The 14,101-nt window shown below is 40.5% G+C and carries 17 protein-coding genes; 3 read left to right on the forward strand and 14 right to left on the reverse strand.

What is annotated here, in order from left to right; genetic code table 11:
- Together QZL66_RS01850 and QZL66_RS01855 are read left to right on the forward strand one after the other, a co-directional pair.
- Positions 1-182, forward strand: a 182-nt coding sequence (locus tag QZL66_RS01850) for a hypothetical protein (RefSeq protein WP_293601767.1), incomplete at its 5' end; no start/stop codon positions are given.
- Between the two features lie 14 nt (positions 183-196).
- Positions 197-484 carry a hypothetical protein gene (locus QZL66_RS01855; protein ID WP_022410065.1) on the forward strand — a complete coding sequence of 96 codons (288 nt, stop codon included), beginning with the start codon at positions 197-199 and terminating at the stop codon, positions 482-484.
- 115 nt (positions 485-599) lie between these two features.
- Here QZL66_RS01855 and QZL66_RS01860 read toward each other — a convergent pair whose 3' ends face one another.
- The 7 genes from QZL66_RS01860 to QZL66_RS01890 form a co-directional block, all read right to left on the reverse strand.
- On the reverse strand, positions 600-1,619 hold the full coding sequence (locus tag QZL66_RS01860; protein WP_022410066.1) for a glycosyltransferase family 2 protein: 1,020 nt from the start codon (positions 1,617-1,619) through the stop codon (positions 600-602).
- Between the two features lie 9 nt (positions 1,620-1,628).
- The gene (locus tag QZL66_RS01865; protein WP_022410067.1) at positions 1,629-3,887 is read right to left on the reverse strand and encodes a hypothetical protein; all 2,259 of its coding nucleotides are present in this window, start codon (positions 3,885-3,887) and stop codon (positions 1,629-1,631) included.
- A 122-nt stretch (positions 3,888-4,009) separates the two neighbouring features.
- The gene (locus QZL66_RS01870; RefSeq protein WP_022410068.1) at positions 4,010-6,223 is read right to left on the reverse strand and encodes an RICIN domain-containing protein; all 2,214 of its coding nucleotides are present in this window, start codon (positions 6,221-6,223) and stop codon (positions 4,010-4,012) included.
- Between the two features lie 69 nt (positions 6,224-6,292).
- On the reverse strand, positions 6,293-6,499 hold the full coding sequence (locus QZL66_RS01875) for a cyclic lactone autoinducer peptide (RefSeq protein WP_022410069.1): 207 nt from the start codon (positions 6,497-6,499) through the stop codon (positions 6,293-6,295).
- A complete protein-coding gene (locus QZL66_RS01880) occupies positions 6,480-7,088 on the reverse strand; it encodes an accessory gene regulator ArgB-like protein (RefSeq protein ID WP_022410070.1) in 609 nt (202 codons plus the stop codon). Before QZL66_RS01880 ends, QZL66_RS01875 begins: the two co-directional genes overlap by 20 nt.
- 98 nt (positions 7,089-7,186) lie before the next feature.
- Entirely contained in the window at positions 7,187-8,485 is a 1,299-nt protein-coding gene (locus QZL66_RS01885) for a sensor histidine kinase (protein ID WP_022410071.1), read from the reverse strand.
- Positions 8,482-9,216 carry a LytR/AlgR family response regulator transcription factor gene (locus QZL66_RS01890; RefSeq protein ID WP_022410072.1) on the reverse strand — a complete coding sequence of 245 codons (735 nt, stop codon included), beginning with the start codon at positions 9,214-9,216 and terminating at the stop codon, positions 8,482-8,484. Before QZL66_RS01890 ends, QZL66_RS01885 begins: the two co-directional genes overlap by 4 nt.
- A 363-nt stretch (positions 9,217-9,579) precedes the next feature.
- Between QZL66_RS01890 and QZL66_RS01895 the strand changes: the two genes are divergently transcribed.
- Positions 9,580-9,918 (forward strand): LPXTG cell wall anchor domain-containing protein, encoded by a 339-nt coding sequence (locus QZL66_RS01895; protein ID WP_022410073.1) that lies wholly within the window; start codon positions 9,580-9,582, stop codon positions 9,916-9,918.
- Positions 9,919-10,468: 550 nt separating this feature from the next.
- Here the strand turns inward: QZL66_RS01895 and QZL66_RS01900 are convergent.
- The 7 genes from QZL66_RS01900 to QZL66_RS01930 form a co-directional block, all read right to left on the reverse strand.
- On the reverse strand, positions 10,469-10,639 hold the full coding sequence (locus QZL66_RS01900) for a hypothetical protein (protein ID WP_293601768.1): 171 nt from the start codon (positions 10,637-10,639) through the stop codon (positions 10,469-10,471).
- 43 nt (positions 10,640-10,682) lie between these two features.
- Complete coding sequence (locus tag QZL66_RS01905; protein WP_022410074.1) at positions 10,683-10,913, reverse strand: hypothetical protein; 231 nt, start codon at positions 10,911-10,913, stop codon at positions 10,683-10,685.
- A 66-nt stretch (positions 10,914-10,979) separates the two neighbouring features.
- Positions 10,980-11,288 carry a transposase gene (locus QZL66_RS01910; protein WP_293601769.1) on the reverse strand — a complete coding sequence of 103 codons (309 nt, stop codon included), beginning with the start codon at positions 11,286-11,288 and terminating at the stop codon, positions 10,980-10,982.
- A gap of 286 nt (positions 11,289-11,574) precedes the next feature.
- Positions 11,575-11,958 carry a class D sortase gene (locus QZL66_RS01915; RefSeq protein WP_293601770.1) on the reverse strand — a complete coding sequence of 128 codons (384 nt, stop codon included), beginning with the start codon at positions 11,956-11,958 and terminating at the stop codon, positions 11,575-11,577.
- Positions 11,959-12,075: 117 nt separating this feature from the next.
- The gene (locus tag QZL66_RS01920) at positions 12,076-12,414 is read right to left on the reverse strand and encodes an LPXTG cell wall anchor domain-containing protein (RefSeq protein ID WP_022410077.1); all 339 of its coding nucleotides are present in this window, start codon (positions 12,412-12,414) and stop codon (positions 12,076-12,078) included.
- The gene (locus tag QZL66_RS01925; RefSeq protein ID WP_022410078.1) at positions 12,411-13,163 is read right to left on the reverse strand and encodes a hypothetical protein; all 753 of its coding nucleotides are present in this window, start codon (positions 13,161-13,163) and stop codon (positions 12,411-12,413) included. The genes QZL66_RS01920 and QZL66_RS01925 overlap by 4 nt, the downstream gene beginning before the upstream one ends.
- Positions 13,164-13,182: 19 nt before the next feature.
- Positions 13,183-14,101 (reverse strand): hypothetical protein (locus QZL66_RS01930; protein ID WP_022410079.1); only part of this gene is annotated, 919 nt, incomplete at its 5' end.

Consider the following 14,101-nt stretch of genomic DNA (forward strand, 5'->3'; position numbering starts at 1 on the left):
TGACGATCAACGAAGAAGAGCTGCAGCCGCTCCTGCAGGAGAAAGGACTCTCCTTTCCGAAAGGCATCATCGGGCAGAGAGTCAAGGTCATCTCTCTCGAGAAGCTGCGGCAGGAACAGGCGAAAGCAGCACTTTTCCAGCAGATCGCAGAAGACGGTGAAGAAATTAACGTGGAATTTTGAAAGGGGCTATTTTTATGAAGCAGATTTTTGTACTTACTTATAACTATACCAACAAGAAGTTAGCACAGATGGCAATCGCTTGTGTCATCCGATGCAGAAGCACCCACGGAAAGCAGCTGCGTGTCCGGGACATCATTGAAATGAACCGTCCCGGATTATATCAGCAGCTATCTCGTGGAGATAAGTGGAGCCGTCAGCAAGCTGTACAATCAGGGAATGCTGCCGCATCTGACCAGAGGGAAGAAGAAAGGTTCAACCAATACGTACTTCTGCTAAGTAACGGAAAGAACAGGTCACAATGAGAAAGCTCCGGATCGTCTGATTAGTCAATATATCGTAAAAAATCTCAGCACAATTAAGTACTGAGATTTTTTTATTGTATTAGTTTTTACTGACGGTTAGTTCTATTTAATATGTTCAATCCATTTCTGTTGTGCATTCCTGCTTGTTTTTGAATGAGTCTTTATCACACTTATCATGCTTTTCTCTAGCTTCCCCACAAAGATACTTCTCTACAATAAACTTAGGTCTGCGTTTTGTCTCCAGATAAACCTTGCCGATATATTCACCGATAATGCCAATAGCCAGAAGTTGAAGTCCGCCGATAGCCCATATTGATACTACCGTAGAAGTCCACCCCACAGTTGTTGCACCAGTTGCATATCTGACAACAGAATATATAAGCATGATTATGCTGACAAGAAAAATCAGACTTCCGATCGTCATAATCATACGGATCGGTTTTACGGACAGAGATGTCAACCCTTCCCATGCAAATGCAAGCATCTTCTTCAGTGGATACTTTGACTCGCCTGCAAAACGTTCCTTTCGGGCATAATATACCTTGTCGCTCTTATAGCCGATCATAGGCACAATTCCTCGCAGGAACAGATTGACTTCCTCAAAACTTTCCAGTCCATCAAGTGCACGTCTGCTCATAAGGCGGTAATCTGCATGATTGTACACAATATCAGCGCCCAAGAACCGCATTACCTTGTAGTACCCTTCAGCAGTTTTTCTCTTAAAGACAGTGTCCGTATCTCTTGTACTTCTCACACCATAGACAATATCACACCCCTCATAATACTTCTCGATCATTTCATCTATTGCATTGATGTCGTCTTGTAAATCTGCATCCAGTGATATGGTCATATCGCAATATTTCTTGACAGTCATAAGCCCTGCAAGAAGGGCATTCTGATGACCTTTGTTGCGGGACAGCTTCACACCCTGAAAGATGGGATCTTCTTTATGAAGTGCTTCAATCAGTTCCCATGTCTTGTCCTTAGATCCGTCATTTACAAATACAATGCGGCTGTCTGCGCTGATTTTCCTCTTTTCCATAAGGAGCAGCATCTTTGCTTTGAGCTGTCTCGAAGTTTCAGGCAGAACCTCTTCTTCGTTATAGCATGGAATAATCAGATATAATGTATCCATAACGACACCTCAATTCCAGAATCCTATGATATCCTGCATGGCTCTGCAAATCATAGGATAATCATTTTCAGGGAATGCAAATGGAATGATCTGAACGACATTTATCACCAATGAAGCTATTACAGATACCCCTACAAATCCTCTCAACATATTCTTTTTCGTTTCGTTTTTGCTCTCTCTGTAAAGCCAGAAAAGCACAAGAAGTGCACCGATAACGATCTCCCATGAGAAGTCAGCTGTGTATCTGACGGCATAACCGCTTTCCCATACAGAGCAGATAATAATCAGTGGCATGATGACACAGGGAAGACCTATCATAGATGCATAGCGCAGTCTTGCTCGGTTATCCGGCAGACGGCGGAGTGCATGTCCGCTTAAAAGATAGCCAAATACCGGCAGTGCAAGGAATAGTATACCAGAGGTGTTGCCGGCATCTGCAAAGTAATATCCATTTGCATTAAAGCGTCCGAATGGCGTACTGATGTATGGGTATGCTGTAGAAAAGCCTGGAACTGCAAAAATAAAATTGTACACGACAATGAGCATGAATATGAAGTGGAACTGAGAATGTACAAAATCATTGATGGTGAGGGAATACTGAATACCGAAATCAAAAGGCGAACCGAAACGGATATTGTTATACCACATCTGAAATACGCCCAGAATACTGATGGGAATTACAGCTGAAAGAATGTATGCAATTCGTCCCTTTATGCTGTCTGATGACTTTTTCACAGACATTGCAAGGAACACCGCTGCACATATTGCATATACAGCGAGAGTTGGTCTTGACAGAACTGCGAGGCCCAAAAGAAATGAGCTTAGAGCAGTGCGCCAAAGAGAAATTTTTCCATTTGAAAGAATATTTGCGGTAATGAGAAAATACGCCCCTGCTGTCAGATACATAAACCCTGAGGAAACTGCGATCTCATAGAAGATTGCCCGTCCTACACTATACCAGATTCCGCATGCGGACAGCAATACCATAAAGCCGCCTATAATACAGCCGCAGGGCACACATTTTAACCAGCGTTTGGCTATCGCAATATACGTCAGCCCAAAGAATACAAGTCCTATGCAGGAGAATATCCATACAGCCATATCGCTTGCAAAATAGTTTCCTGTAAGCTTATGATATGGCAGAAAAAATGTTAGCACCGGAGCCACACCGTAATAAGAATAATATTTCCCATTATAATACACATGATCCCATGCACAGCTTACCCCCTGGACGTTTCTTGCGCTCCAATCGTAAGGGTTTTCCATTGCCATAAGCTCAGGTGTCGGTTCTATCATTAGGTTAACCTGACCGTTTTCAAAAGCGTCAACGATTTCCTGCGTGATCTGATCGCCTGCTTTCCGGTTCCAGCGAGACGCAAAACCCTCATCAGGAAGTTTTATCATAATGACAGAGGTTGCAAGAATAACAGCTGTAATGGTAAGTCCGAGAATGCTTCCTGTTGTAAATTTACCAGTCTGGTGAAAAGGCTTTCTGAGGAAACCGGATACGGCTATACCATAGCACAATGGAATAATCAATGTAAGAAATCCGAATCGCACTACTGATATATCAAAGGGAATCGGCGTATTCAGATGAATCGCCTTGATAACGGCAGTATCTCCATCGTTAAAGCAGGACAACTTAAACCTAAGTCTTGAAACCTCGCCAGAAAGGCGAACCGGCATATACTCAGAACTTTCAGAGCCCTTTACAATAACATTAGAAGCAGTGTCATTTCTCAATTCTTCGTTATGAGTCACATCAGATATATCAAGAAAAAGATTGACACGTTTTGTGTTTTCGCCGAAATCCACATCTGCCACAACACTTCCCACAGTCATATGAATATCCTTGAAGTCAAGGTATACTTGTTCCGGCCCGGAAATCGTGACAGACTTATTTTCACTGTCTATTGTAAAATTGCCGTTTGAAACCTCAGAATCCGCCGGAAATATTATCTTCTGACTGTAATCACCGAAAAGCATGCTATAGGATGGCAATTGGAACAAGGTGAGTTCCAGTATTGTGGCAGCAACAACTGTTTTGCAAAAGAAGCGTAAAGTGCGGCTGTCATGTTTTCTGATGATCAAAAGTGCTGTCGTTATCATAAGTGCAGCCGCTCCCAAAAGCGTAAAACTGCCGTCTGGCACGCCAAGAGATAATGCGCCTGAAATATCCAAAATTCCTAGAATCAGCAGTATCAAAGTAACAAGAAGCTGGATGATCTTCAGTCTTTTTAAGATATTCTGTGATACTCGTTTCTTCATAAAAATCCCTTTCCTTCTTTTAGATGTATAAATTAAGGGCACATAGATTGATATGCGCCCTTTGAAATTATAAAAAACCTATAAGTTTTATAGATGTTGTTTAATAGACAGATATCTGAAAATCAGCTTACCTTTTCAAGAAACCAACTATCACCAATTGTAGATATTACAGCAGATGAATTTGAAAAAGTCAGATTTCTGGTTTGTGATAGCATTGGAATGATTCTTACAGAGCCATCGACTTGTGGAATGAATTTCCATGTTTGCGCTGTTTTATAGGATGTACGGGAATGTAGTCCAACAGTATTGTTCTGAATATCATAATTATTAGCTACATCCCAGTAAAATGATGTTCCAACAGGTGATATGAAGTAATAATTATTATCATATGCAGTAATAGACCATATTGTTTCAGTCGATCCTAAAGTAAGCGAATTGCCTGAATAGCCAATATATTTATTGTTAGCGTTTTTAATTTTATATTGACCGTCAAAAATCATTTTGCCACCATCAACCTTTTCAATAATCCAATTCTGAGTAGAATTGTTAGTCAATGTAGTCAGATTAAAATTATTATTAGAATAAGTTAGACCTCGTGTTGTACTAACCAATGGAACTATGCTATAAAAGCCGTTATCATTTAATCTAAACTGCCATGTCTGCGCAGTAGGATAGCCAGTCCAATTATTCAGACTAATTGGAACGCCATCATAATCGTAATTATTAGCAACATCAAGATTCAAAGACGAATTACTTGATGGGTTAATTTTGTAAAATCCATTGTCGTAATAGGAAATATTCCACTTTTGCTGATCTGATGCTGCAAAATCAGACACACCTAATTTTGTTCCGTTTAATGTTAAATATTTATTAGCTGATACATTTTTGATATAGTACTGTCCATCGTCATTATTCACCTTTTGTAAATGCCAGTTGCTATAATTATCAGTAGTAGAAAAACCTAATGAACCGTTATACAACCTCATGAAATAAGACGCATAACCCACTTTAGTGCAATACATTTTATATGTACCATCATTGTTTCTTGTAAATGAGAATGTTTGTGCGTCTTCATAGCCTGTAACTCTACTTAACCCAAGACATTTATCTGTTACATATCTGTTTGATATATCGAAATACTTTGAGGTATCAGAACGTGAACCAACATAAATATTTTCCCCAAGAATATTGTATTTAAGTATCCATTGGAATGAATTGTTGTTTGTAAGAGATTCCGTACTTGAAATAACCCCATTATCGTTATATAGATATTTTCCACTTGTATCCTCTTGAAGTGTATATGTACCTATATGTATTTTTCTTGGGGTTATTTTCCAAAAATCAGGATACATGCCTACATATCTATTAGCATTTTTGTCCTTCACTTCAGCACAGAGAACGGCTCTGTAGAAGTTAGTCAAATTAGGTTCAATCCCGCTAGTTGTATATGTTTTCCATGTATAGTCAGTAGACGAACCATTGCTTTGTATCATAGTGCCACTATCATCACTTGTATAACCAATCATTTCAGTAGTACCACAATTGTAATAGTTAAAATCGTTATTAAGACTACATTCAGCGGTTTTATCACTATCAAGATAACCATGCGTATAAGGATATTCGATACCCCATTCTCTATACGATTCCAGAGTATGTAGCCATTCGTGAATTGCGACATTTGTTGTCACTAAATAAGGATAAGAAGCGTTATAAGACTGGCTAATCATTGAATTATCCTCATCTACTAATGAAATATATGCATATCCATAGTTTGTTTGATAATTGAACGCTCTATGTGTTGCCACTCCACGTATCATTCCATCATCTTCAGGAATACCACATGTTACAAGAACCGTGTCATAATATCCAGCAGGTGCAAGTGTATCAAGATAAGTCTGAATGTCATTATATGCAATATAATCATTCGTTACAGAGATTGTGTCAGTAATATATTTCTTTTCTGTTATGATATTAACATTGTTCTTAGCAAATGATTCAACAGAAAGCTCATAGTTGATTACAGCTTTATCGAATACAATATCTTTTGTTGAGTTATCTGCAATTGCATAAGTTTTTCCATCCTTAATCACGTTGCTACACTGAACAAACAATACCTTGTAATCACCAGGGATATTAGAGTTAGCGTAATCTTGGCTATTATATTGATTTATTGCAGATGCTTTGCATTCTGAAATAGATGTTGCTTCTTCTTGGACGCCTGTTACATCAAAATTCATTGTTTCGGCACTTACGTTATTTGGGATTACAAAAGCAGAGGCCATACATGAAATGGATAATGTCAAACTTAATATACGTTTAAATTTTTTTATACTCATAGCATATTCCTTTCTTTACTACTTGTTATTATGCTTGTAGTTTACAAGTAATATAAGACAAATTTTTTTCTAGCATCTCTGTTTAAAAAAATAAGAAAAACAAATTACTACTATACAGTTATTAAAATGAAAATGATTTTTTTGTTTCTTTAGTTCATTAGGCTCTTTCGGCTGATGTAGACCTGCCCATGAAACAGAACCTGCTGCTTTTATTGCCGCAATTCTACCCATAGCAGCCACTATGTTCAGCATAGTTTTACGAATGTTCTTTTTCATCGCAAACATCTCCTTCCTTTAGTTTTGATATTACAATCAGCAGTGTTATATTCAATAGTGTAAGGGAAATAAGAAGTGAAGCTTTTATCATGGAAAAGTACAAAATAAAGCTAAGTAAGTTAAAAAAGACGAATGAAAATAGAGAAACTTTACGATTTTGTTTTATCTGTTTTTGGCCTAAAGACTTATTGGGATTTTCCACTGGAGCATAGCGCAATACAACAAAGAGTGAAAATAATACAATTATCAAAAGTAATATCATGTTGTATTTACCAACTTTGCACAACAATTTAGTTGTTCCAAGTGTGGTAAAAGTTATGATAGCAAATAGTGTATTACATTTCAAATATGTATTCGCATGATAGCCTCCAGTAAGTTGTCTCAAAAATACAAATATGATATAATATGCTATAGACAGCAATGACATATTCAGAATTATGCCTATAATCAGCGTTATTATGAATCCCAATATTGTAGAAATAATCATCTCAAATCCATACTGATATATTTCTAAATCATGTCTATCAACAATATTGTTTTTATATAAAAAGAGCGATATGTTACTTGCAAGAATTGTGATAATTTCCATCACCCTCCTTCCAGATAATCATATCGCACTTATGTATAATAATCAATACATAATCCCCCAACGTACAGTTTTCCTGCCGTTGGGGGATTGATTTTGCTTTATTTTATTTTCAACATTACGTTAACGACAAAATTGTTCTGCTCTTCATATACATCCATCATCCCATCATAACTGTCTGCAATATCTTTTACCGATCTAAGCCCCCAGCCATGATTGATCTTGTCCCTTTTTCTTGTTTTCAGACCATGATCGCTCGCCAGGACAGATTCCGGTATCGTATTCTTTATGAGTATCTGATAATATCCCATAAATTTCGACATTGTCAGATCGATAGATGCAGCTTCTTCAGCACGTTGACAAGCTTCTATCGCATTGTCCAGTAAATTTGAAAGCAGAATACTCAGATCATATTCCATGTGTTCGGGAATATCAGAATCGATTTGACAAACTGTGTTTATGCCGGAAGCCTGCGCAGTGCTGAGTTTATCATTGATAACTGCATTGAGCACAGAGCTTGAACTGTTCACATAGACTCGAATTGCTTTGTTGCTTTTGCTGATGGCAGTATCTGCATAAGAAATTGCATTATCATATTCTTTTTGTTCGATCAGATTGCGTATGCAGGAGATCTCATGTTTATAATCGTGATGCATAATGGATATTTTGTTGTACTGCTCGTTTAGCTGCTGCATTTGCTTTTTCTGCTGTTGAAGCTGGAACTGCAAGAGCTTTTTTTCTGTTTTGCTTGCACTTGCTATGTTCAGCTTTCGCATAAATACAAACACAATGATATCCAACATGGAAAGCAGTATGGTTGCAATGATATAAATATAATCAGTATTAGTGCCGCCAGTTGTAATCATATACAAGGAGAAACCAAGCAGCAATGTAATAAAGAAAGCGGAAAGAATGATGATCCATTCATTTGTACTGAAATGGTATTTTTCTTTTCTGCGCAGCCACAATATGAGTTGCGTCGCAAGAAAATACATCAGTTTTGAAATAAAGATGCAGATCATTCTTTCTACGCTGTGTTGTGATACGATCTGCTCAGTCGATACGCCTGCCAATGCGCTCATAAGTGCTATAACCGGAAGATTTATGCAATAGAGAAGTGCATAATTTACGATAGATATCATCAATTTTTCCATGATGCTGCCCTGCAGAAAAATAACTGCAAATATAAATTCTGACAATACACAAGTCAATATAAAAAAGACTTCATTGGCTGCGCCAAAAGAACCGATCACGTCAGTGATGAACAGTGGTGCGAATAAAATGATGCTCTTGAGATACTTCCAATCATCCGATTTCAATTTAAAGTACAAAAGGAGCAGCCTTGTCGCTATCAGGCACTCCGTTATAATTGCAGCATATTCCACTATCGTCCAGATCATTTCCATACTCCTTTTCTCAAGAAAAACTGATATTGTTCCTTAATACCAGATGACTTTCTGCGGCTCATAGGGATCTCACTCTGATCTATCAATCTAACACTTTCTTCTTGTATAGAATAGATATAACGATAATTTACAAGATAGCTTTTGTGTATCCGAATAAAGCCTTTTTCCCACAATTCTTTTTCCAATCGATCTAAGGAATAGCTGCGATTGTGCAAACGTGTAGACTCTTTCTGACCATTGACATGAAAAAAGACATTATGCCTGAGTGAATAGAAAAATTGTATTCTTCTAAGCTTTTCTATAGAACGGGATCCATCTTCCAAGAGAAGCGTAATGCTGTTCTCATCTTCTTTCATCAACTGGCAGAAAGCTTCTACAGCCTCACGGGTCTGTAGAAGCAAGTGATCCTTTTGCAGGAATCGGAATGGTCTGTAATGTATTGATTGAAATACCAGATGGCTATGGCTTGAAACAAAAATGATAGAAGCTTCTGATTGGATTTCTCCAAGATATATAGCAATATCAAACCCTGTTATTTCCGGCATATCAATGTCAAGAAAAATCAGATCAAAGCTTAAATTACTTGTAATCTCCTTGAATTTTATGGCACTCGTATAATAATGGATTTCATATTTTACATCATTTTCAATGAAAAAGTTCTCTACTATTTTTCTGTATGACGAGGTAAAACCTGCATCATCATCTACAATCGCAATTTGAATCATACTACATCACCTCGCTCACCAATCATAACACATATCTGTGAATAAATCAAGGCAATGTATCAACCGCAATCTAAAAACCACTCTGTGCCTTCTCGTTGAACTATACACGGCAAAATACAAATATTTCCACTGTGCAGAAAAATTAGAAATTTGGTATAATATTGCGTCTGGTGGAGGCAAGGAGAATTGAACTCCTTTCTTTCTGACCGTAACTAAGTTAAACCCCTTAGTATCGTAACCCAGTTAAATCGATTCAGTGAAAAGAACGAAAAAACTACGCAATTTTGGACTTTTCCCATTTTGAAAGGTTGCAAATAAGTGATTTTACCACTGTAAGCATCGCCTCCAGCAGCTACCACAAGCGTGACCAACATTGCGGACGAAGATCTTTGCAACTGGGCGATCAACGACTACCAGAAGAAAACCGGTGTTACACCGGCAAATGCAGAAATCACCGCACGCTCGAAGAATGCTTGCGAGATTACGCTGACCGATGAAAACGGCAATGTGCTGGACGTTTACACCGTTGACCCGAAGACCGGCACCGGTACAGATTCTTCCAACGCAGAAGTCAACCTGCCTCAGACCGGAAACAATTCCATGACAAACTGGCTCATGTGCGCGGGTGCGGCATTGTTCATGGCACTCGGATTCGGTGCGGTGAAGGCGTCTGGTATCTTCAAACGGAAAGAGGATGAGTAAGACCAAAAAGCAGTGGATGATGTTCCTTTCGGGACTGACTGCTTCCAAAACAGCAGGACGTTTCGATGACGGAACACAGCGACAGGTTGTGGTTGGACTGCTGAATTGATTTTTGGTTTGCTTAACTATAAATGACCGTAACTAAGTGAAACCCATTAGCATCGTAACCCAGTTAAAGCAATTCAGTGAAAAAACGAAAAATCCACGCAGTTTCGGACTTTTCCCATTGTGAAAGGTTGCAAATAAGTGATTTTACCACTGTAAGCATCGCCTCCACCATACTTGCACCTCTATTTTGATACAATTTAGAGGTGCTTTTTTATGCCCAAAAGCCAGCGAAACAGCGTGGATTTCAAAAAGTAATCGTTCTTTGGGACGTGTTCAAAAGCAGAAAAACCGGCTCAGATTTCCCTCTGAACCGGTTTTCTGTTTGCGTAAACGTTTTTTTGTGGGCAAAAATGCACCCAAAATTTTTTGAAATGCACCCGTTTTCAAGACAAAGAGAAACTGGCGTACCTGCGATGATATTCGCAAGATGCGCCGGTTTGTTTTAACCTTGGATTTCTGTTCCGTCTAAGAATTGAAAAATCATTTTCCCATCATGGAACACCGTCACTTTTTCTATCGTTGCTCGCCATAGCTCCTCATCAAAGCTGTCCAGCACTTGCGGAACAGCAGAGATGGTTTCCAGGAAGTGATGTAATGAAATTGTCAATAACACTTGACACATTAACCGCAAGGATTTTGAAGTTAAGCAGCGATAGTCAAAGCGGAATATGAAGTGCCTGAAACATGCGGATTCTTCCGTAATTTGCGTTTTCTTCGTCCGCAGCATGGAGCTTCAGCATTGCATCTGCCAGCGGCTGATACTTCCATGGCTTCTTTTTGCGTTTCAGATAATCATAGAAAGCCTGTCTGCTGACTTGCAGCGTGTTGCAGTAAAAACTGATTTTTCCGATGTTTCTGCCGTCATCTGTCCGGATTGCAATATACATCAACCTTTGTTCTTTCCCGATTTCTGACGGCCGGCAGCGAAAAAAGCCGCTGCATCCTCCAAAAACTCATTCATTTCGCAAAAACTCATTTATTTCGCTTAGCCGCTTGTTTTCTTTTTCCAATGCTTTGATCCGCTTTCTCAGCTGCTTGTTTTCTTCGGCGATATTCTGAAATTCTTCCGGGCTGCGTTCTCCGCAGCCGATGTCCAGCTCGGCTGTTTTTACTTTTTGTATCCAGCCGTACAGCGTGTTGACAGGGATTTGCAGCTCCTCTGCTGCTGCTTTTACCGCACCTATCTTTTTTGCAAGCTTTACTGCCTGCACTTTGTACTCATTTTCATATTGTTTATTTTCTGACACTCCTTTTTCCTCCATTTTTTTCTTTTTCTATTTTATCCCTTTGAGATTAGGGTGTCAAGTTTTATTATACTACATCAGTTTGGATATAAAAAAGCACTTAACCTTTTGTATCAAAGGTTAAGTGCAGTTATGGTGGAGGCGATGCTTACAGTGGTAAAATCACTTATTTACAACCTTTCACAATGGGAAAAGTCCGAAACTGCGTGAATTTTTCGTTTTTTCACTGAATCACTTTAACTTGGTTACGATGCTAATGGGTTTCACCTAGTTACGGTCATTTATGGTTAAGCAAACCAAAAAATCAATTCAGCAGTCCTACCACAACCTGTCGCTGTGTTCCGTCATCGGTACAGGTGATGATGGTGATTCTGTCATCGCCGAAATCATCAAGCACCCAGACAGCATCCGGATCGACGATTTTGCTTTCGGTCACAGTGTAATGATACGCCTGCTTTTGCTTGTCATACAGCGTGATTTCCATGCCGATCTCCACATTTTTCAGATTGTTGAAATATTCTTTGTACAATGTGCTGCTGTGCCCAGCAATGCAGTAATTACCCTTGCCAAAATCGCCGCTATCCTTGAAATGCCCTGCCGCTTTGGCGAGCGTTTCATTGTCAGTTCCCTCTAAAATGGGAGCTTTGATGTTCAGGTCTGCAATTTCCACAACTGGATTGTTTTTCATCAGCATTTGTTTTTGATAAAGTCGGTAGCACTTTCTCACACCGAAAAATCCAAGGATGCTGACACCAATCAAAATTGCAAGCAGTCCTGAAAGGAACATCATCCACTGCTTTTGGTCTTACTCATCCTCTTTCCGTTTGAAGATACCAGACGCCTTTACCGCACCGAATCCGAGTGCCATGAACATTGCCGCACCCACGCACAGGAGCCAGTTTGTCATGGAGTTGTTTCCGGTCTGAGGCAGGTTGACTTCTGCGTTGGAAGAATCTGTACCGGTGCCGGTCTTCGGGTCAACGGTATAAACGTCCAGCACATTGCCGTTTTCGTCGGTCAGCGTAATCTCGCAAGCTTCCTCCGAACGAGCAGTGATTTCTGCATTTGCAGGTACGATACCCGCCTTTTTCTGGTAGTCGTTGATTGCCCAGCTGCAAAGATCTTCGTCTGCAATGTTGGTCACGCTTGTAGGCGTGCGGTGATTTCTGCATTTGCAGGTACGATACCCGTCTTTTTCTGGTAATCGTTGATCGCCCAGCTGCAAAGATCCTCGTCTGCAATGTTGGTCACGCTTGTAGTTGCTGCCGTTGTGATCGTGGTTGCTGATGTTGCAGCGGTGGATTCTGTGCTGGAAGCACTAGTGATTGTGGTCATAGTTGTTTCACTTGCGGTAGTGCTTTCCTTTGTCGTGGAAGTCGTTCCGTTTGTAGTAGTTGCCTTGGTCGTGGAAGTCATTCCGCTGGTAGCAGTCGTTGCCTTAGTTGCGGAGGTCGTTCCGTTTGTGGTAGTAGTTGCCTCAGTTGTCGCGGTTGTTTCGTTTGTGGTAGTTGTTTCCTCAGTTGTTGCAGTTGTTTCGCTTGTAGTAGTAGTTTCCTCAGTTGTTGCGGTTGTTTCACTTGTAGTAGTAGTTTCCTCGGTGGTGGCAGATGTTTCGTTTGTGGTAGTAGTTTCCTCAGTTGTTGCAGTTGTTTCGTTTGTAGTAGTAGTTTCTTCAGTTGTTGCGGTCGTTTCGTTTGTGGTAGCAGTTGCCTTAGTTGTCGCGGTTATTCCGCTGGTAACAGTCGTTGCCTTGGTCGCAGAAGTCGTTCCGCTGGTGGCAGTCGTTGTCTTGGTCGCAGAAGTCGTTCCGCTGGTGGCAGTTGTTGCCTTGGTCGTGGAAGTTGTTTCGTTTGTAGTCGTTGTTGTTGTCGTGGTAGTCTGTGCATTTACCACAACTGTACCGGTTACAACGTTATAGTTCTCGCTGTCCTCCGGCGTAAACTTCCACGTCAGGGTATTTTCCAGTTGTTGCCTTGGTTGCGGAAGTCGTTCCGCTGATAGCAGTCGTTGCCTTGGTTGCGGAAGTTGCTCCACTTGTGGCAGTCGTTGCCTTGGTTGCGGAGGTCGTTCCGTTGGTAGCAGTTGTTGCCTTGGTCGTTGCAGTTGTTTCGTTTGTAGTAGTAGTTTCCTCGGTTGTTGTAGTTGTTTCGTTTGTAGTAGTTGCCTCAGTTGTTGCGGTCGTTTCGCTTGTGGTAGTAGTTTCCTCAGTTGTTGCGGTTGTTTCGTTTGTGGTAGTTGTTTCCTCGGTTGTTGCGGTTGTTTCGCTTGTAGTAGTAGTTTCTTCAGTTGTTGCAGTTGTTTCGTTTGTAGTAGTTTCCCCAGTTGTTGCAGTCGTTTCGCTTGTGGTAGTTGTTTCCTCGGTTGTGACAGTTGTTTCGTTTGTGGCAGTCGTTTCCTCAGTTGTTGCAGTTGTTTCGTTTGTAGTCGTCGTTGTTGTCGTAGTAGTTGTGGTGGTCGTTGTTGTTGTGGTCTGTGCATTTACCACAACCGTGCCGGTTACAACGTTATAGTTTTCGCTGTCCTCCGGCGTAAACTTCCACGTCAAGGTATTTTCACCGGCAGCCAGTGCTTTGATCTCGCTGATAATTTCCGCCAGACCCTTGGTGTTGTTTCCGCTGAGAATCAGCTTCAGCTCGCTCACAAGGTCGCCCTCGGTGTGGGTGTCGCCGTCCACAGCAACTTTCACTGTCGGGTCAGCCTTTGCCACCAGGAAATTCAAAGTCAGGTCTGCGGTGTTGCCGTTTTTCGCGGTAAATGTAAAGGTCACGTCCTTGCCGTCCGTGTATACCTTTGTGGGCTTGCCGGAGAGCTTGCTGCCGTCCAGCTGCATG

The organism is Ruminococcus sp. CAG:330, assembly GCF_000437175.1.
GTDB lineage: Bacteria > Bacillota > Clostridia > Oscillospirales > Ruminococcaceae > Ruminococcus_C.

Excerpts from the sequence above, each read along its gene's own strand:
- QZL66_RS01865 (WP_022410067.1), bottom strand. The coding sequence starts at position 3,887 with ATGAAGAAACGAGTATCACAGAATATCTTAAAAAGACTGAAGATCATC.
- QZL66_RS01870 (WP_022410068.1), bottom strand. The coding sequence starts at position 6,223 with ATGAGTATAAAAAAATTTAAACGTATATTAAGTTTGACATTATCCATT.
- QZL66_RS01890 (WP_022410072.1), bottom strand. The coding sequence starts at position 9,216 with ATGATTCAAATTGCGATTGTAGATGATGATGCAGGTTTTACCTCGTCA.
- QZL66_RS01885 (WP_022410071.1), bottom strand. The coding sequence starts at position 8,485 with ATGATCTGGACGATAGTGGAATATGCTGCAATTATAACGGAGTGCCTG.
- QZL66_RS01910 (WP_293601769.1), bottom strand. The coding sequence starts at position 11,288 with ATGGAGGAAAAAGGAGTGTCAGAAAATAAACAATATGAAAATGAGTAC.
- QZL66_RS01880 (WP_022410070.1), bottom strand. The coding sequence starts at position 7,088 with ATGGAAATTATCACAATTCTTGCAAGTAACATATCGCTCTTTTTATAT.
- QZL66_RS01860 (WP_022410066.1), bottom strand. The coding sequence starts at position 1,619 with ATGGATACATTATATCTGATTATTCCATGCTATAACGAAGAAGAGGTT.
- QZL66_RS01915 (WP_293601770.1), bottom strand. The coding sequence starts at position 11,958 with ATGAAAAACAATCCAGTTGTGGAAATTGCAGACCTGAACATCAAAGCT.
- QZL66_RS01905 (WP_022410074.1), bottom strand. The coding sequence starts at position 10,913 with ATGTATATTGCAATCCGGACAGATGACGGCAGAAACATCGGAAAAATC.
- QZL66_RS01855 (WP_022410065.1), top strand. The coding sequence starts at position 197 with ATGAAGCAGATTTTTGTACTTACTTATAACTATACCAACAAGAAGTTA.
- QZL66_RS01875 (WP_022410069.1), bottom strand. The coding sequence starts at position 6,499 with ATGAAAAAGAACATTCGTAAAACTATGCTGAACATAGTGGCTGCTATG.